Annotated in this window: 17 protein-coding genes and 5 tRNA genes; 19 read left to right on the top strand and 3 right to left on the bottom strand. The window is 53.5% G+C overall.

Features of this window, described 5'->3' with window-relative positions; all coding sequences use genetic code 11:
- The first annotated feature begins 598 nt into the window (after positions 1–598).
- From cydA to pnuC, 18 genes are all read left to right on the top strand, one after another.
- Positions 599–2,167 (top strand): cytochrome ubiquinol oxidase subunit I, encoded by a 1,569-nt coding sequence (gene cydA / locus OOJ60_RS01080; RefSeq protein ID WP_042285266.1) that lies wholly within the window; start codon positions 599–601, stop codon positions 2,165–2,167.
- Between the two features lie 15 nt (positions 2,168–2,182).
- Positions 2,183–3,322 (top strand): cytochrome d ubiquinol oxidase subunit II, encoded by a 1,140-nt coding sequence (cydB, locus tag OOJ60_RS01085; RefSeq protein WP_042285264.1) that lies wholly within the window; start codon positions 2,183–2,185, stop codon positions 3,320–3,322.
- Between the two features lie 15 nt (positions 3,323–3,337).
- Positions 3,338–3,451: a cytochrome bd-I oxidase subunit CydX gene (gene cydX, locus OOJ60_RS01090; RefSeq protein ID WP_042285261.1), complete on the top strand. Its 114-nt coding sequence runs from the start codon at positions 3,338–3,340 to the stop codon at positions 3,449–3,451.
- Positions 3,448–3,741: a cyd operon protein YbgE gene (gene ybgE, locus OOJ60_RS01095; RefSeq protein WP_120714852.1), complete on the top strand. Its 294-nt coding sequence runs from the start codon at positions 3,448–3,450 to the stop codon at positions 3,739–3,741. The genes cydX and ybgE overlap by 4 nt, the downstream gene beginning before the upstream one ends.
- Positions 3,742–4,015: 274 nt before the next feature.
- Positions 4,016–4,420, top strand: a complete 405-nt coding sequence (ybgC, locus tag OOJ60_RS01100) for a tol-pal system-associated acyl-CoA thioesterase (RefSeq protein ID WP_205611779.1) — start codon at positions 4,016–4,018, stop codon at positions 4,418–4,420.
- Entirely contained in the window at positions 4,417–5,109 is a 693-nt protein-coding gene (gene tolQ / locus OOJ60_RS01105) for a Tol-Pal system protein TolQ (protein ID WP_082636750.1), read from the top strand. The genes ybgC and tolQ overlap by 4 nt, the downstream gene beginning before the upstream one ends.
- A gap of 3 nt (positions 5,110–5,112) precedes the next feature.
- Positions 5,113–5,541 carry a colicin uptake protein TolR gene (gene tolR / locus OOJ60_RS01110; protein ID WP_042285249.1) on the top strand — a complete coding sequence of 143 codons (429 nt, stop codon included), beginning with the start codon at positions 5,113–5,115 and terminating at the stop codon, positions 5,539–5,541.
- Positions 5,542–5,602: 61 nt separating this feature from the next.
- Positions 5,603–6,790: a cell envelope integrity protein TolA gene (tolA, locus tag OOJ60_RS01115; protein ID WP_205611780.1), complete on the top strand. Its 1,188-nt coding sequence runs from the start codon at positions 5,603–5,605 to the stop codon at positions 6,788–6,790.
- A 131-nt stretch (positions 6,791–6,921) separates the two neighbouring features.
- The gene (tolB, locus tag OOJ60_RS01120; RefSeq protein ID WP_042285242.1) at positions 6,922–8,214 is read left to right on the top strand and encodes a Tol-Pal system beta propeller repeat protein TolB; all 1,293 of its coding nucleotides are present in this window, start codon (positions 6,922–6,924) and stop codon (positions 8,212–8,214) included.
- A gap of 34 nt (positions 8,215–8,248) precedes the next feature.
- Positions 8,249–8,770, top strand: a complete 522-nt coding sequence (gene pal, locus OOJ60_RS01125; protein WP_012905064.1) for a peptidoglycan-associated lipoprotein Pal — start codon at positions 8,249–8,251, stop codon at positions 8,768–8,770.
- A gap of 9 nt (positions 8,771–8,779) precedes the next feature.
- Positions 8,780–9,574, top strand: a complete 795-nt coding sequence (gene cpoB, locus OOJ60_RS01130) for a cell division protein CpoB (protein ID WP_042285238.1) — start codon at positions 8,780–8,782, stop codon at positions 9,572–9,574.
- 164 nt (positions 9,575–9,738) lie between these two features.
- A tRNA-Lys gene (locus tag OOJ60_RS01135) sits at positions 9,739–9,814 on the top strand.
- Positions 9,815–9,944: 130 nt separating this feature from the next.
- Positions 9,945–10,020 (top strand) — tRNA-Val (locus tag OOJ60_RS01140).
- A 3-nt stretch (positions 10,021–10,023) separates the two neighbouring features.
- Positions 10,024–10,099: transfer RNA gene (locus OOJ60_RS01145), tRNA-Lys, on the top strand.
- A 145-nt stretch (positions 10,100–10,244) separates the two neighbouring features.
- A tRNA-Lys gene (locus tag OOJ60_RS01150) sits at positions 10,245–10,320 on the top strand.
- Between the two features lie 130 nt (positions 10,321–10,450).
- Positions 10,451–10,526: transfer RNA gene (locus tag OOJ60_RS01155), tRNA-Lys, on the top strand.
- A 277-nt stretch (positions 10,527–10,803) separates the two neighbouring features.
- Positions 10,804–11,847: a quinolinate synthase NadA gene (nadA, locus tag OOJ60_RS01160; protein ID WP_042285236.1), complete on the top strand. Its 1,044-nt coding sequence runs from the start codon at positions 10,804–10,806 to the stop codon at positions 11,845–11,847.
- A 25-nt stretch (positions 11,848–11,872) separates the two neighbouring features.
- Positions 11,873–12,592 carry a nicotinamide riboside transporter PnuC gene (pnuC, locus tag OOJ60_RS01165; protein ID WP_042285233.1) on the top strand — a complete coding sequence of 240 codons (720 nt, stop codon included), beginning with the start codon at positions 11,873–11,875 and terminating at the stop codon, positions 12,590–12,592.
- Here pnuC and zitB read toward each other — a convergent pair.
- Together zitB and OOJ60_RS01175 are read right to left on the bottom strand one after the other, a co-directional pair.
- Positions 12,589–13,530 carry a CDF family zinc transporter ZitB gene (zitB, locus tag OOJ60_RS01170; RefSeq protein ID WP_042285230.1) on the bottom strand — a complete coding sequence of 314 codons (942 nt, stop codon included), beginning with the start codon at positions 13,528–13,530 and terminating at the stop codon, positions 12,589–12,591. The genes pnuC and zitB overlap by 4 nt on opposite strands.
- A 112-nt stretch (positions 13,531–13,642) precedes the next feature.
- Entirely contained in the window at positions 13,643–14,035 is a 393-nt protein-coding gene (locus OOJ60_RS01175; RefSeq protein ID WP_205611781.1) for a YbgS-like family protein, read from the bottom strand.
- A 316-nt stretch (positions 14,036–14,351) separates the two neighbouring features.
- Between OOJ60_RS01175 and aroG the strand changes: the two genes are divergently transcribed.
- A complete protein-coding gene (gene aroG / locus OOJ60_RS01180; protein ID WP_042285227.1) occupies positions 14,352–15,404 on the top strand; it encodes a 3-deoxy-7-phosphoheptulonate synthase AroG in 1,053 nt (350 codons plus the stop codon).
- 130 nt (positions 15,405–15,534) lie between these two features.
- On the opposite strand, the gene gpmA is transcribed toward aroG, so the two are convergent.
- Positions 15,535–16,287, bottom strand: coding sequence for a 2,3-diphosphoglycerate-dependent phosphoglycerate mutase (gpmA, locus tag OOJ60_RS01185; protein ID WP_042285226.1), 753 nt, complete (start codon positions 16,285–16,287; stop codon positions 15,535–15,537).
- Between the last annotated feature and the right edge of the window lie 73 nt (positions 16,288–16,360).

Genomic DNA, 16,360 nt, shown 5'->3' on the forward strand with positions numbered 1-16,360 from the left:
TTTAAAGTAAAATTAATGTGAATGATGAAAGGCGGGCTTTTCAGACGCGACGAAAATGATACCCGGACTTCGAAAAATAGCCCCTCAGCAAACCCTGGCAGAACGGCATGCCACGTTAATTAAAACACCGTCTTTTTATATAAGAATTTTATTGGCGTAACTCTGCAATCAATCAAAGATACGCATGTGCAACATGTTTTTTACTTCGGTCACCAAATCTAAACATGGTTAACATAAAAGGGCGTTTTTGATTTAAATCAATGTTTAATGATTGGAAAAAGATAATGAAACGCGATAAATTGTCGCCGATCAAATTGATGGAAAAGTGAGAAATTCGCTATAAATTGATCACTGTCGAAAAACGCAAATCTTCCTCAATAAAAACCTGTTTATTGTAAGGATTTTGCGGCGTAATATAATTGCGGGATCAATTTGAGTTTTTTATTAACATGTTTGTAACCTTTCACCCATTCTGTTTCCTTATACGGAAAAAGGATACCGGTGAAGGCGCGCAAACAAATTTGTATTGGGGCATGCGTGTGACCCTTTCTAACGGGGTTCACTCTCGGAGTCTTCATGCGATGAGCAAGGAGTCATGATGTTAGATATAGTCGAACTGTCGCGCTTACAGTTTGCCTTGACCGCGATGTACCACTTCCTCTTTGTGCCACTGACGCTCGGTATGGCGTTTTTGCTGGCCATTATGGAAACGGTCTACGTCCTTTCCGGCAAACAGATTTATAAAGATATGACTAAGTTCTGGGGCAAGTTGTTTGGTATCAACTTTGCTCTGGGTGTGGCAACAGGGCTGACCATGGAGTTCCAGTTCGGGACAAACTGGTCTTACTATTCCCACTACGTTGGGGATATCTTCGGTGCGCCGCTGGCGATCGAAGGTCTGATGGCCTTCTTCCTCGAATCCACCTTTGTAGGTCTGTTCTTCTTTGGCTGGGATCGTCTGGGCAAAGTCCAGCACATGGCTGTTACCTGGCTGGTGGCATTAGGCTCTAACCTTTCTGCGCTGTGGATCCTGGTCGCTAACGGCTGGATGCAGAACCCTATCGCGTCGGATTTCAACTTTGAAACCATGCGCATGGAAATGGTGAGCTTCTCTGAACTGGTGCTCAACCCGGTTGCACAGGTGAAATTCGTTCATACCGTGGCGTCGGGTTATGTCACGGGTGCGATGTTCATCCTCGGTATCAGCGCTTACTATCTGCTGAAAGGCCGCGACATTGCCTTCGCTAAACGCTCCTTTGCCATTGCCGCCAGCTTCGGGATGGCCGCTGTATTGTCTGTTATCGTTCTGGGTGATGAGTCCGGTTACGAAATGGGCGACGTGCAGAAAACCAAACTCGCCGCCATCGAAGCCGAGTGGGAGACCCAGCCTGCACCGGCTGCCTTTACCCTGTTCGGTATTCCGGATCAGGATTCGCAGGAAAACAAATTTGCGATCCAGATCCCTTACGCGCTGGGTATTATCGCTACCCGCTCCGTCGATACGCCGGTGATCGGTCTGAAAGACCTGATGGTCCAGCACGAAGAACGTATCCGCAACGGGATGAAAGCGTATGAACTGCTCGAGCAACTGCGCGCCGGTTCTACCGACCAGACCGTTCGCGATCAGTTCAACAGCATGAAGAAAGACCTGGGCTACGGTCTGCTGCTGAAACGCTATACTCCGAACGTCTCCGACGCGACGGAAGCGCAGATCCAGCAGGCGACGAAAGATTCTATTCCTCGCGTTGCGCCGCTGTATTTCGCGTTCCGTATCATGGTGGCATGCGGCTTCCTGCTGCTGGCGATCATCGCGCTGTCCTTCTGGAGCGTTATCCGTAACCGCATCGGCGAGAAAAAATGGCTGCTGCGCGCTGCGCTGTATGGTATTCCACTGCCGTGGATCGCCGTAGAAGCGGGCTGGTTTGTTGCGGAATATGGCCGTCAGCCATGGGCTATCGGCGAAGTGCTGCCCACCGCCGTGGCGAACTCGTCGCTGACGGTAGGCGATTTGCTGTTCTCCATGTTCCTGATTTGCGGCCTGTACACCCTGTTCCTGGTGGCAGAACTGTTCCTGATGTTCAAGTTTGCACGCCTTGGCCCAAGCAGCCTGAAAACCGGTCGCTATCACTTTGAGCAGTCCACCGTGGCTTCTCAGCCGGCACGCTAAGACAGGAGTCGTCAAATGATCGATTATGAAGTACTACGTTTTATCTGGTGGCTGCTGGTTGGCGTTCTGCTGATTGGTTTTGCGGTTACCGATGGCTTCGACATGGGGGTGGGCATGCTCACCCGTTTCCTCGGTCGTAACGACACCGAGCGTCGAATTATGATTAACTCCATCGCCCCGCACTGGGACGGTAACCAGGTGTGGCTGATCACCGCCGGCGGCGCGCTGTTCGCCGCCTGGCCGATGGTCTATGCCGCCGCGTTCTCCGGTTTCTATGTGGCGATGATCCTCGTGCTGGCATCGTTATTCTTCCGTCCGGTCGGTTTTGACTACCGTTCCAAGATTGAAGATCCGCGCTGGCGCAACATGTGGGACTGGGGCGTGTTCATCGGTAGCTTTGTGCCGCCGCTGGTGATTGGTGTGGCGTTTGGTAACCTGTTGCAGGGCGTACCGTTCCATGTCGACGAGTATCTGCGTCTCTACTACACCGGTAACTTCTTCCAGTTGCTGAACCCGTTCGGTCTGCTGGCAGGCGTGATCAGCGTTGGGATGATCATCACCCAGGGCGCGACCTACCTGCAAATGCGTACCGTGGGCGAACTGCATCTGCGTGCCCGCGCGACCTCACAGATCGCCGCGCTGGTCACGCTGGTCTGCTTCGCGCTGGCGGGTGTCTGGGTGATGTACGGTATCGACGGTTATGTGGTGACCTCTGCTATCGATCACCATGCCGCGTCTAACCCACTGACCAAAGAAGTGACTCGTGAAGCGGGCGCATGGCTGGTGAACTTTAACAACGCACCGATCCTGTGGTTGATTCCGGCGCTGGGCGTGGTACTGCCGCTGCTGACGATCCTGACCTCGCGGATGGAAAAAGGGGCATGGGCGTTCCTGTTCTCTTCTCTGACGCTGGCCTGCATCATCCTGACCGCGGGCATCGCGATGTTCCCGTTCGTGATGCCTTCCAGCACCATGATGAATGCGAGCCTGACGATGTGGGATGCGACGTCCAGCCAGATGACGCTGAACCTGATGACCTGGGTTGCTGTGGTATTTGTGCCGATCATCCTGATCTACACCAGCTGGTGTTACTGGAAAATGTTCGGTCGTATTACCAAAGAACACATTGAAAGCAACACCCACTCTCTGTACTAAGTAAGGAGCAATTGTATGTGGTATTTCGCCTGGATTCTGGGAACGCTTCTTGCCTGTGCATTTGGGATCATCACCGCGCTGGCCCTTGAGCACGTCGAGGCAAGCAAAAACGGTCAAGAAGAACACTGATGAAACTTATCGCGATGCTGTATGCGATAATGGACAAGCGCCCGTTACGGGCGCTTTCTTTCGTCATGGCGCTGGTGTTAGCAGGATGTATGTTTTGGGATCCCTCCCGCTTCGCGGCAAAGACCAGTACGCTGGAAATCTGGCACGGTTTACTGCTGATGTGGGCCGTCTGCGCAGGCATCATACATGGCGTTGGTTTTCGCCCTCGCGCCGTGCACTGGCAAGGGATCTTCTCCCCTTTGCTGGCCGACATAGTCCTTATCGTGGGGCTGTTTTTCTTCTTCTTTTGAATAAGAAACATCCTGAAAGAACGATGGGCTTGCATAAGCCCATATATTTTTACTCTCCCTTAACTTCCCCCCATTCCCAAGCCCTGATAGCGCGCGTATAGTAGCAACGTTTAAAAGTTCTCTCTTTTGTTGCATTACCGGGATGTAAAGTGAATACAACGCGATATACAACAGCATTCTTGATGCGTCGCGAGGGCAATGACGCGAGTCACCAGACACTTGCAAACGTAAGTGACGGAGATGAGCGGATGGCGCCGACAACGAGGCCGCAGGAATGAATAAGTATATATTTCGATGGCCGGTTCGTGTCTATTATGAAGACACTGACGCCGGTGGGGTGGTTTACCACGCCAGCTATGTCGCTTTTTATGAAAGAGCGCGTACAGAGATGCTGCGTCATCACCACTTTAGTCAGCAGGTTTTGCTGGCAGAGCGAGTGGCCTTCGTGGTGCGTAAAATGGCGCTGGAATACTATGCGCCTGCGCGACTCGACGACATGCTCGAAGTTCAGTCTGAAATTACGTCAATGCGTGGTACCTCAATGGTGTTCACGCAACGCATTGTCAACGCAGAAAACACGGTGCTCAATGAAGCAGAAGTGCTGATTGTTTGCGTTGATCCACTCAAAATGAAGCCTCGTGCGCTTCCCAAGTCCATTGTCGCGGAGTTTAAGCAGTGACTGACATGAATATCCTTGATTTGTTCCTGAAGGCTAGCCTTCTGGTTAAACTTATCATGTTGATTTTGATTGGTTTTTCAATCGCATCCTGGGCCATCATCATCCAGCGGACCCGTATTCTCAACGCTGCTGCGCGTGAAGCCGAAGCGTTTGAAGACAAATTCTGGTCCGGGATCGAACTGTCTCGCCTGTATCAGGAAAGCCAGGGCCGCCGCGATAGTCTGGCGGGGTCGGAACAAATCTTCTATAGCGGGTTCAAAGAGTTTGCCCGCCTGCATCGGGCCAACAGCCATGCACCGGAAGCGATCGTTGAAGGCGCATCCCGGGCGATGCGCATCTCAATGAACCGCGAGCTTGAGAATCTTGAGACGCACATTCCGTTCCTCGGCACTGTTGGTTCTATCAGCCCGTATATCGGTCTGTTTGGTACCGTGTGGGGGATTATGCATGCGTTTATCGCCCTGGGGGCGGTAAAACAGGCCACCCTGCAGATGGTCGCGCCGGGGATCGCGGAAGCGCTGATCGCGACGGCGATTGGTCTGTTTGCGGCGATCCCTGCGGTTATGGCCTACAACCGCCTGAACCAGCGTGTGAACAAGCTGGAATTGAATTACGACAACTTTATGGAAGAGTTTACCGCGATTCTGCACCGTCAGGCGTTTACCGTTAGCGAGAGCAACAAGGGGTAAACCATGGCGAGATCGCGTGGACGGGGTCGTCGCGACCTGAAGTCCGAAATCAACATCGTACCGTTGCTCGACGTGCTGCTGGTGCTGCTGCTGATCTTTATGGCGACAGCGCCGATCATTACCCAGAGCGTGGAAGTCGATCTGCCGGACGCCACGGAGTCGCAGGCGGTGAGCAGTAACGACAATCCGCCGGTGATTATTGAAGTGTCCGGGGTAGGGCAGTACAGCGTGGTAGTGGAAAAAGATCGTATGGATCAACTGCCGCCGGAACAGGTTGTTGCGGAAGCGAAAAGCCGCCTGGAATCCAATCCGAAAACGGTCTTCTTAATCGGTGGCGCGAAAGACGTGCCTTACGATGAAATAATTAAAGCGCTGAACTTGTTACACAGCGCGGGTGTGAAGTCGGTCGGCTTAATGACCCAGCCTATCTGATCATCCGCTTCTCTGGCGTGAAAAGAGCGTGTAACAGGCGAACAGTTTTTGGGAACCGAGAGTGTCAAAGGCAACCGAACAAAACGACAAGCTCAAGCGGGCGATAATTATTTCAGCGGTGCTGCATGTCATCTTATTTGCAGTGCTGATCTGGAGTTCGTTCGATGAGCATATAGAGGCTTCAGCCGGCGGCGGCGGTGGTTCTTCCATCGATGCCGTGATGGTTGATCCTGGCGCCGTGGTTCAGCAGTACGAACGTCAGCAGCAGCAACAGTCCAGCGCGCAGCGTGCTAAAGAGCAGCGTGAAAAACTGGCGCAACAGCAGGCGGAAGAGCTTCGCGAGAAGCAGGCTGCGGAACAGGAACGGCTTAAGCAGATTGAAAAAGAGCGCTTAGCGGCGCAGGAACAGCAAAAGCAGGCCGAGGCTGAGGCGAAGAAAGCGCAGGAGCAGCAGAAACAGGCTGAGGAAGCCGCGAAGAAAGCTGCCGCTGAAGCAAAAGCGAAAGCGGACGCGCAGGCGAAAGAAGCGGCGGAGGCGGCGAAAAAGGCCGCTGCTGACGCGAAGAAGAAAGCCGAAGCCGAGGCGGCGAAAGCGGCCGCGGATGCGAAGAAAAAGGCGGAAGCGGAGGCTGCTAAGCAGGCTCAGGCCGACGCGGAGAAGAAAGCGGCAGCAGAAAAAGCCGCTGCAGCCAAAGCGGCAGCCGCTGAAAAAGCGGCGGCCGAGAAGAAAGCCGCCGCCGAAAAGGCCGCCGCAGAGAAAAAAGCCGCTGCGGAGAAAGCGGCTGCCGATAAGAAAGCGGCAGCGGCTAAAAAAGCGGCCGCCGAAAAAGCCGCTGCGGAAAAGGCCGCGGCAGCAGCAGGCGTGGACGATCTGCTGGGCGACTTAAGCTCCGGTAAGAATGCGCCGAAAACCGGCGGTGGGGCGAAAGGGAACAACGCTTCTCCGGCGGGGAGTGGTAATACTAAAAATAATGGCGCGTCAGGCGCGGATATCAGTAACTATGCCGGGCAGATCAAATCTGCTATCGAGAGCAAGTTTTATGACGCATCGTCCTATACAGGCAAGACCTGTACGCTGCGGATAAAACTCGCGCCGGACGGCCTGCTGCTGGATATTCAGTCTGAAGGTGGCGATCCGGCGCTTTGTCAGGCAGCGCTTGCGGCGGCCCGACAGGCGAAGATTCCAAAACCGCCAAGCCAGGCAGTGTATGAAGTGTTTAAAAACGCGCCTCTGGACTTTAAACCGTAAGCTAAACTTTCCCCGTCACCGCGGGGAAAACAAACGTCGGCAGTCCCTGGGTTTCGGTAGTTTTGTGTATTTGAGTTTGTTAACATTCTGCTAAATTATCGTGGGCTTTCCGTCCAGATAAGGGAGATATGATGAAGCAGGCATTACGAGTAGCATTTGGTTTTCTGATGCTGTGGGCGGCGGTGCTGCACGCAGAAGTCCGTATCGAGATCACCCAGGGGGTGGACTCGGCGCGCCCGATTGGCGTTGTGCCATTCCAGTGGGCGGGGCCGGGGGCGGCGCCTGAAGATATCGGCGGCATCGTTGGCGCAGACTTGCGTAACAGCGGGAAATTTAACCCATTAGATCGCTCCCGTCTGCCGCAGCAGCCGGGTACCGCGCAGGAGGTTCAGCCTGCGGCATGGTCTGCGCTGGGTATCGACGCGGTGGTTGTCGGTCAGGTAACGCCGAATCCGGACGGTTCCTATAATGTCGCCTATCAACTGGTTGACACTGGCGGCGCGCCGGGTACTGTACTGGCCCAGAACTCTTACAAAGTGAATAAGCAGTGGTTGCGCTATGCGGGCCATACCGCCAGTGATGAAGTGTTCGAAAAGCTGACCGGCATTAAGGGCGCTTTCCGTACCCGTATCGCTTACGTTGTGCAGACAAACGGCGGTCAGTTCCCGTATGAGCTGCGCGTCTCTGACTACGATGGTTACAACCAGTTCGTGGTTCACCGTTCCCCGCAGCCGCTGATGTCTCCGGCGTGGTCTCCGGATGGCTCGAAACTGGCTTATGTCACCTTTGAAAGCGGTCGTTCTGCGCTGGTTATTCAGACATTATCTAACGGTGCGGTGCGTCAGGTTGCCTCTTTCCCGCGTCACAACGGTGCGCCTGCGTTCTCTCCGGACGGCAGCAAACTGGCGTTTGCCCTGTCAAAAACCGGTAGTCTGAACCTGTACGTGATGGATATCGGCTCTGGTCAGATCCGTCAGGTAACCGATGGTCGCAGCAACAACACGGAACCGACCTGGTTCCCGGACAGCCAGAACCTGGCCTTTACCTCTGACCAGGCCGGACGTCCACAGGTGTATAAAGTTAACGTCAACGGCGGTGCTCCGCAGCGTATTACCTGGGAAGGTTCACAAAACCAGGATGCTGATGTCAGCAGCGACGGGAAATTTATGGTAATGGTAAGCACGACTAACGGTCAGCAGCACATTGCCAAACAAGATCTGGTAGCGGGTGGCGTACAGGTTCTGTCGTCAACGTTCCTGGACGAAACGCCAAGTCTGGCACCTAACGGCACTATGGTTATCTACAGCTCTTCTCAGGGGATGGGATCCGTGCTGAATTTGGTTTCTACAGATGGGCGTTTCAAAGCGCGTCTTCCGGCAACTGATGGACAGGTTAAATTCCCTGCCTGGTCGCCGTATCTGTGATAATAAATAATTGATTAATAAAGGAATCATTGAAATGCAACTGAACAAAGTGCTGAAAGGGCTGATGATTGCTCTGCCTGTTATGGCTATTGCGGCATGTTCTTCCAACAAGAACGCCAGCAATGACGGCAGCGAAGGCATGCTGGGTGCCGGCACTGGTATGGATGCAAACGGCAGCGGCGGCAACATGTCCTCCGAAGAGCAGGCGCGTCTGCAAATGCAACAGCTGCAGCAGAACAACATCGTTTACTTCGATCTGGACAAGTACGATATCCGTTCTGACTTCGCTGCGATGCTGGATGCGCACGCAAACTTCCTGCGTAGCAACCCGTCTTACAAAGTCACCGTAGAAGGTCACGCGGACGAACGTGGTACGCCTGAGTACAACATCTCCCTGGGTGAACGTCGTGCGAACGCTGTTAAGATGTACCTGCAGGGTAAAGGCGTTTCTGCTGACCAGATCTCCATCGTTTCTTACGGTAAAGAAAAACCTGCAGTACTGGGTCATGACGAAGCGGCGTATGCCAAAAACCGTCGTGCCGTACTGGTTTACTAAGAGAATTGCATGAGCAGTAACTTCAGACATCATGTGTTGAGTCTGTCGTTACTGGTTGGCATAGCGGCCCCCTGGGCCGCTTTTGCTCAAGCGCCAATCAGTAGTGTCGGCTCAGGCTCGGTCGAAGACCGTGTCACTCAACTCGAGCGTATTTCGAATGCTCACAGCCAGCTTTTAACCCAACTCCAGCAACAACTCTCTGATAATCAGGCCGATATCGATTCCCTGCGTGGTCAAATTCAGGAAAGCCAATATCAGCTGAATCAGGTCGTTGAACGCCAGAAGCAGATCCTGCTGCAGATTGACAGTCTGAACAGCGGTGGCGCAGCCGCGCAGTCTGCGGGCGGCGCTCAGGGGGGGACGGCGACGGGCGCAGCGACGGCAGCACCGGATGCAGGGGCGGCAGCCACTGGCGCGCCGGTCCAAAGCGGTGACGCCAATACCGACTATAATGCGGCAATTGCGCTGGTGCAGGATAAATCCCGCCAGGATGACGCGATTGCGGCATTCCAGAATTTCATCAAGAAATACCCGGATTCAACCTATCAGCCGAATGCCAACTACTGGCTCGGTCAGTTGAATTACAACAAGGGTAAAAAAGATGATGCCGCGTTTTATTTCGCCTCGGTGGTGAAGAACTACCCGAAGTCGCCTAAAGCCGCTGACGCGATGTATAAAGTCGGTGTGATCATGCAGGACAAAGGTGATACTGCGAAAGCGAAAGCGGTTTATCAGCAGGTTATCAGCAAATACCCAGGTACTGATGGGGCGAAACAGGCGCAAAAACGTCTCGGCGCGATGTAATGCACACCATACGACCAGAAATCGAATTATTTCTGGTCGTGTCGTGCGATTCATAAGCAGTTGAGTGATCTACATCGAAATTTTAGTTGCGCTGAAATCTGAAATCAGTAATATATGCCGCCGTTGCCACGGGATATCAAACAAACCGAAAGCAGCGCAAAAGTGGGTCGTTAGCTCAGTTGGTAGAGCAGTTGACTTTTAATCAATTGGTCGCAGGTTCGAATCCTGCACGACCCACCAATCGTTACGGTGGAAAGCGATAATTAAACGTGAAGGATAACGTTGCGTCAGCAACGGCGCCGTAGGGCGAGGCAAAGCCGAGTCATCCTGCACGACCCATCAGTAAGACAGTAGTATCCAGCGCAGTATCGGGTGATTAGCTCAGCTGGGAGAGCACCTCCCTTACAAGGAGGGGGTCGGCGGTTCGATCCCGTCATCACCCACCACTCGGGTCGTTAGCTCAGTTGGTAGAGCAGTTGACTTTTAATCAATTGGTCGCAGGTTCGAATCCTGCACGACCCACCAGTTTTAACGTCGAATTCAGATGTTAAACGTGAAGGATAACGTTGCGACAGCAACGGCGCCGTAAGGCGAGGCGAAGCCAAAACATCCTGCACGATAACCCATGTTGAATGGGTACCGAGTCAAAATCTTCAGGCGACACCCTAAAGGGTCGTTAGCTCAGTTGGTAGAGCAGTTGACTTTTAATCAATTGGTCGCAGGTTCGAATCCTGCACGACCCACCATTTTAACGGTGGAAACGGGTAGAAAGCGTGAAGGATAACGTTGCGACAGCAACGGCCCAAAGGGCGAGGCGAAGCCGAGTCATCCTGCACGACCCACCAGTCTGAATGATTAAGCAGTAAATCCCGCAAGGGGTCGTTAGCTCAGTTGGTAGAGCAGTTGACTTTTAATCAATTGGTCGCAGGTTCGAATCCTGCACGACCCACCAATGTAAAAAGGCGCCCTAAAGGCGCCTTTTTGCTATGTGCAGAATGTAATGATTCGAACGCAGTGAGACAACGGAGCCGCTTGCGGCGACGGCCCGAAGGGCGAGGCGAAGCCGGATCGGATCGCCGTCACCCTTCGGCAAAACGGTGCGCAATAGGTGTGACTTTCGTTACGCAATCCGCTATCTTGTTTAGCATATAAAACAAATATGGCCGATTTCGGCGTCCTGTACGCTCTGTATCGGTTATTTCGTTAAGCGAGAAAAACGAGAAAGCAAGATGAGCGTAATGTTTGACCCAGAAGCAGCGATTTATCCGTTTCCGCCAAAACCTGTCCCGCTGAGCGTTGACGAAAAACAATTCTATCGCGACAAAATCAAGCGTCTGCTGAAAGCGCGTGATGCAGTGATGGTCGCGCACTATTACACCGATCCGGAAATCCAGCAACTGGCGGAAGAGACCGGCGGTTGCATATCAGACTCCCTTGAGATGGCGCGCTTTGGCGCAAAGCATCCTGCGTCCACCCTGCTAGTGGCAGGAGTACGCTTTATGGGCGAAACCGCCAAAATCCTCAGCCCGGAAAAAACCATTTTGATGCCGACGCTGCAGGCCGAATGTTCGCTCGATCTCGGCTGTCCTGTCGAGGAATTTAACGCATTTTGCGATGCCCATCCGGATCGCACCGTGGTGGTCTACGCTAACACCTCCGCTGCGGTCAAAGCGCGTGCCGATTGGGTCGTGACCTCCAGCATTGCGGTTGAACTCATTGAGCATCTGGATAGTTTGGGCGAAAAAATCATCTGGGCACCGGATCGCCATCTTGGTCGCTATGTGCAAAAACAGACTGGCGCGGACGTATTATGCTGGCAGGGCGCGTGCATCGTCCATGATGAGTTTAAAACCCAGGCGTTGGCCCGCATGAAGGGGCTTTACCCTGAAGCGGCAATCCTCGTCCACCCGGAATCCCCACAATCGATTGTCGACATGGCCGACGCCGTCGGCTCCACCAGCCAACTTATCAACGCGGCGAAAACGCTACCGCATAAGCAACTTATCGTCGCTACCGATCGCGGTATTTTCTACAAAATGCAGCAGGCCGTTCCGGGCAAAGAGTTGCTGGAAGCGCCCACCGCTGGCGAAGGGGCAACCTGCCGCAGCTGCGCGCACTGTCCGTGGATGGCGATGAACGGCCTTAAGGCGATTGCTGAAGGGCTGGAGCAGGGCGGACAAGCCCATGAGATTCAGGTTGATACGGCGCTGCGAGAAGGGGCATTATTGCCGTTAAATCGCATGCTGGATTTTGCGGCTACACTACGTGCGTAAATAATAAAAACGCTCTGGGGGAAAGATGGACTTTTTTAGTACGCAGAACATCCTGGTACATATTCCGATCGGCGCCGGTGGTTACGATCTTTCATGGATTGAGGCGGTAGGCACCATCGCCGGACTGTTGTGCATTGGTCTTGCCAGCATGGAAAAGATCAGCAATTACGTTTTCGGGCTGATCAACGTGACGTTATTTGCCATCATTTTCTTTCAGATCCAACTCTATGCCAGCCTGCTGCTGCAACTGTTTTTCTTTGCGGCGAATATCTACGGCTGGTATGCGTGGTCGCGGCAGAATACCCAGAATGAGGCGGAACTGAAAATCCGTTGGCTACCGTTACCGAAAGCGCTGGGCTGGCTGGCCGTTTGTGTGGTGGCGATTGGTCTGATGACGGTGTTTATCGATCCGGTGTTTGCTTTTTTGACCCGCGTCGCGGTGACCATAATGCAGGCGCTGGGGCTACAGGTGGTCATGCCCAATCTTCAGCCGGATGCCTTCCCGTTCTGGGATTCCTGCATGATGGTACTGTCGATTGTGGCGATGATACTGATGACGCGAAAATACGTCGAGAACTGGCTGTTATGGGTGGTGATCAACGTTATTAGCGTCGTGATCTTCGCGCTTCAGGGCGTATACGCCATGTCGCTGGAGTATCTGATCCTGACTTTTATTGCGCTCAACGGCAGTCGGATGTGGATTAACAGCGCACGCGAACGAGGCTCACGCGCGCTGTCTCATTAATGGTGATGATGTGTATGGCCGGACGCTGTCTCATTCAGATGGCAGTCCGGTCCTTCACAACGCTGGTACTCCATCTGAATGGTGGCGTGCGCAATCTGGTAGTGATGCACGAGAAAATGCTGAATGCGCGCCAGCAGGGCGTCATGATCGTGCGGTGGGATCACCTGCGCATGGAGCGTCATTACCGGTTTTTCACCCACCATCCAGACGTGGACGTGATGCACATTTCGCACCTCCGGGATTTCACGGCTGAGATGGCGTTTCAGCGCGGTGATATCCAGCGACACGGGCGCGCCCTCAAGCAACTCATTCACGCTGTCTTTCAACAGACGCCATGCGCTACGCAGGACTAACAGCGAGACCAGAATTGATAAAATGGGGTCAGCGGGCGTCCAACCCGTCCAGATAATTATCAGCGCGGCGACAATCGCCCCCACTGAACCCAGCAAATCCCCCATAACATGCAGAGCGGCGGCCCGCACGTTAAGGTTTTTCTCCTCACTGCCGCGATGCAGGATCCAGAACGCAAGGATATTCGCCAGCAAACCTGCCACGGCGATGGACATCATCATGCCGCCCGCTACCGGACGTGGCGTATAGAAGCGCTCAATCGCTTCCCAGACGATTAAAATAGTGATAACCACTAACGCAATCGCATTGACGAATGCGGCCAGCGTGGTGAGTCTCAGCCAGCCAAACGTATGACGTAACGTCGGCGGGCGGCGGGCAAACTGAACGGCCAGCAGGGCAAACAGCAATGCGGCGGCGTCAGTTAACATATGCCCGGCGTCCGCCAACAGCGCCAGCGAGCCGGAAAGAATCCCGCCAACGACCTCAAGCAGCATAAAACCCGCGGTGACGCAAAACGCGAGCAGTAACCGACGTGCGTTATTATCTTCAGGCAGATGAGGGGTTGAATGAGAGTGAGCGTGCGCCATGAATGTCATCCCTTTATGAATTCTCTGTTAACTGTATGACATCATACCGTTTTTGGTCGAATTAAATTAAAAAGGAGAGCCTTAGCTCTCCTGTTATCAGCCCGTTTTACCGTTACTGAGTGGTGCCATCCGTTTTGGTATCCACGTTGTTACTGGTGCCGTCGCCAGTTTCCACTTTCTTATTCACATCCGGACAGCGACCATCTTTACACATGGTGTTTTTATGCACCTCGTCTTTGCTCATCCCATCCTGGGTTGCAGACGTCCCGGTGGACTGCTGGGCGCCGCTGGTATTGGTGTTCGTGTTACCGGTATTGATGTTTGTGCCGTCGAGGTTATTCGGCGCGACGTTTTGTTTCGCATCCGGCGCGACCTGACCGGCTTCTGCGGCGGCGTTGGCCTGTCCGTTGTTCGTCTGGGCACCGGTATCGGCAGCAAGCGCTGCGCCGCTGGCAAGGCTGAGTGTGGCAGTAAGAAACAGTGAAGCCAATTTTGTCATTTGCATAAGATGCTCCTGTTATGGTTCAGATGTCGGATAACGTCTTCCAACAGTGCATATGCCATGAAAGGACCAGGCAATGGTTTAAGATCCCATCCGGGCGTAATGGCCCAGTAGAGAATCTTGAAAAAATTGAAAAACTAAGCAGTTACAATTAAAAATTGTAGGTTAGATCTCGTTTTTCGCTACTTTCTGGTGTTTTTTTGCGGATTTCCAGGATTAATCCGTTCGAAGTGTAAAATCGCGTTTACACTTTCTGACTGACGATATAGATTGGAGGGATTGCATTCATTTATATAAGTATGGCAACACTGGACGAATCATGAATTATCAGAACGACGATTTACGCATCAAAGAGATCAACGAGTTATTACCCCCTGTCGCACTGCTGGAAAAGTTCCCCGCTACTGAAAATGCCGCAAATACTGTGGCCCATGCGCGTAAGGCGATTCACAAAATTTTAAAAGGCAACGACGACCGCCTGCTGGTCGTGATTGGTCCTTGCTCAATTCATGATCCGGTTGCCGCAAAAGAATACGCGGGCCGCCTGTTGGCGCTGCGTGAAGCGTTGAAAGACGAACTGGAAATCGTGATGCGCGTCTATTTCGAAAAGCCGCGCACCACCGTTGGCTGGAAAGGGCTGATCAACGATCCGCACATGGATAACAGCTTCCAGATCAATGATGGTCTGCGCATTGCGCGTAAGCTGCTGCTGGATATCAACGACAGCGGTCTGCCTGCGGCGGGTGAGTTTCTGGACATGATTACCCCACAATATCTGGCGGACCTGATGAGCTGGGGGGCGATTGGCGCGCGTACCACGGAATCTCAGGTACATCGCGAACTGGCTTCTGGTCTTTCCTGCCCGGTAGGCTTCAAAAACGGCACCGATGGCACCATCAAGGTCGCTATTGACGCCATCAATGCCGCAGGCGCGCCGCACTGCTTCCTGTCGGTCACCAAGTGGGGCCACTCGGCGATCGTCAATACCAGCGGCAACGGTGACTGCCATATCATCCTGCGCGGCGGAAAAGAGCCAAACTACAGCGCCACGCACGTCGCGGCAGTGAAGGAAGGGCTGGCGAAGGCCGGTCTGCCCGCGCAAATCATGATCGATTTCAGCCATGCGAATTCCTGCAAGCAGTTTAAAAAGCAGATGGACGTTGGCGCTGACGTGTGCCAGCAGATCGCGGGCGGCGAGAAAGCGATCATGGGGGTGATGATCGAAAGCCACCTGGTAGAGGGCAATCAGAACCCGGACAGCGGTGAACCGCTGGTGTACGGCAAGAGTATTACCGATGCCTGCATTAGCTGGGAAGACACTGACGCCATTCTGCGCCAGCTCGCGGAAGCAGTAAAAGCACGGCGCGGGTAATCTTTCTCCTGTAAAAAAAGCCGACTCAGTGAGTCGGCTTTTTCGTCTGTCGAGGTGGCTTAAGCGCCTAATCCGGCCCGGAAAGATCAACGATCCACAGGCCCGACAAGCGTAGCGACAGCAGACAGGCTTACTTCGCTTTACCCTGGTTTGCGACGGCGGCGGCTTTTGCGGCGATCTCGTCAGCATTACCCAGATAGTAGTGTTTGATCGGCTTGAAGTTTTCGTCGAACTCGTAAACCAGCGGCACGCCAGTCGGGATATTCAGTTCGAGGATCTCATCTTCGCTCATGTTATCGAGGTATTTCACCAGCGCACGCAGGGAGTTACCGTGAGCGGCGATAATCACGCGCTCGCCGCTCTTCATTCGCGGCAGAATGGTTTCGTTCCAGTAAGGGATAACGCGGTCGATGGTGAGCGCCAGGCTTTCGGTCAGCGGCAGCTCTTTTTCGGTCAGTTTTGCGTAACGCGGATCGTGACCCGGGTAGCGCTCGTCGTCTTTGGTCAGTTCCGGCGGGGTGACCGCGAAGCCGCGACGCCACTGTTTCACCTGCTCGTCGCCGTACTTCTCGGCGGTTTCCGCTTTGTTCAGACCCTGCAACGCGCCGTAGTGACGTTCGTTCAGTTTCCAGGATTTTTCAACCGGCAGCCAGGCCTGATCCAGTTCGTCCAGCACGTTCCACAGGGTGTGGATGGCACGTTTCAGCACAGAGGTATAAGCAAAATCAAAGCTATAGCCTTCAGCTTTCAGCAGCTTACCCGCCGCTTTCGCTTCGCCCACGCCTTTCTCGGACAGATCGACATCGTACCAACCGGTAAAGCGGTTTTCGTTGTTCCACTGACTTTCGCCGTGGCGTACCAGCACCAGCTTCGTTACAGCCATATACTTACTCCTTAATACCGTTTAATGATAATAATTCTCATTATATTGCCGTTATTGATCAACAGCAACGCTT

It is taken from the genome of Citrobacter sp. R4, from assembly GCF_026719175.1.
GTDB lineage: Bacteria > Pseudomonadota > Gammaproteobacteria > Enterobacterales > Enterobacteriaceae > Citrobacter_A > Citrobacter_A sedlakii.

Excerpts from the sequence above, each read along its gene's own strand:
- cydA (WP_042285266.1), top strand. The coding sequence starts at position 599 with ATGTTAGATATAGTCGAACTGTCGCGCTTACAGTTTGCCTTGACCGCG.
- cydB (WP_042285264.1), top strand. The coding sequence starts at position 2,183 with ATGATCGATTATGAAGTACTACGTTTTATCTGGTGGCTGCTGGTTGGC.
- cydX (WP_042285261.1), top strand. The coding sequence starts at position 3,338 with ATGTGGTATTTCGCCTGGATTCTGGGAACGCTTCTTGCCTGTGCATTT.
- ybgC (WP_205611779.1), top strand. The coding sequence starts at position 4,016 with ATGAATAAGTATATATTTCGATGGCCGGTTCGTGTCTATTATGAAGAC.
- tolR (WP_042285249.1), top strand. The coding sequence starts at position 5,113 with ATGGCGAGATCGCGTGGACGGGGTCGTCGCGACCTGAAGTCCGAAATC.
- tolB (WP_042285242.1), top strand. The coding sequence starts at position 6,922 with ATGAAGCAGGCATTACGAGTAGCATTTGGTTTTCTGATGCTGTGGGCG.
- pal (WP_012905064.1), top strand. The coding sequence starts at position 8,249 with ATGCAACTGAACAAAGTGCTGAAAGGGCTGATGATTGCTCTGCCTGTT.
- cpoB (WP_042285238.1), top strand. The coding sequence starts at position 8,780 with ATGAGCAGTAACTTCAGACATCATGTGTTGAGTCTGTCGTTACTGGTT.
- nadA (WP_042285236.1), top strand. The coding sequence starts at position 10,804 with ATGAGCGTAATGTTTGACCCAGAAGCAGCGATTTATCCGTTTCCGCCA.
- pnuC (WP_042285233.1), top strand. The coding sequence starts at position 11,873 with ATGGACTTTTTTAGTACGCAGAACATCCTGGTACATATTCCGATCGGC.
- zitB (WP_042285230.1), bottom strand. The coding sequence starts at position 13,530 with ATGGCGCACGCTCACTCTCATTCAACCCCTCATCTGCCTGAAGATAAT.
- OOJ60_RS01175 (WP_205611781.1), bottom strand. The coding sequence starts at position 14,035 with ATGCAAATGACAAAATTGGCTTCACTGTTTCTTACTGCCACACTCAGC.
- aroG (WP_042285227.1), top strand. The coding sequence starts at position 14,352 with ATGAATTATCAGAACGACGATTTACGCATCAAAGAGATCAACGAGTTA.
- gpmA (WP_042285226.1), bottom strand. The coding sequence starts at position 16,287 with ATGGCTGTAACGAAGCTGGTGCTGGTACGCCACGGCGAAAGTCAGTGG.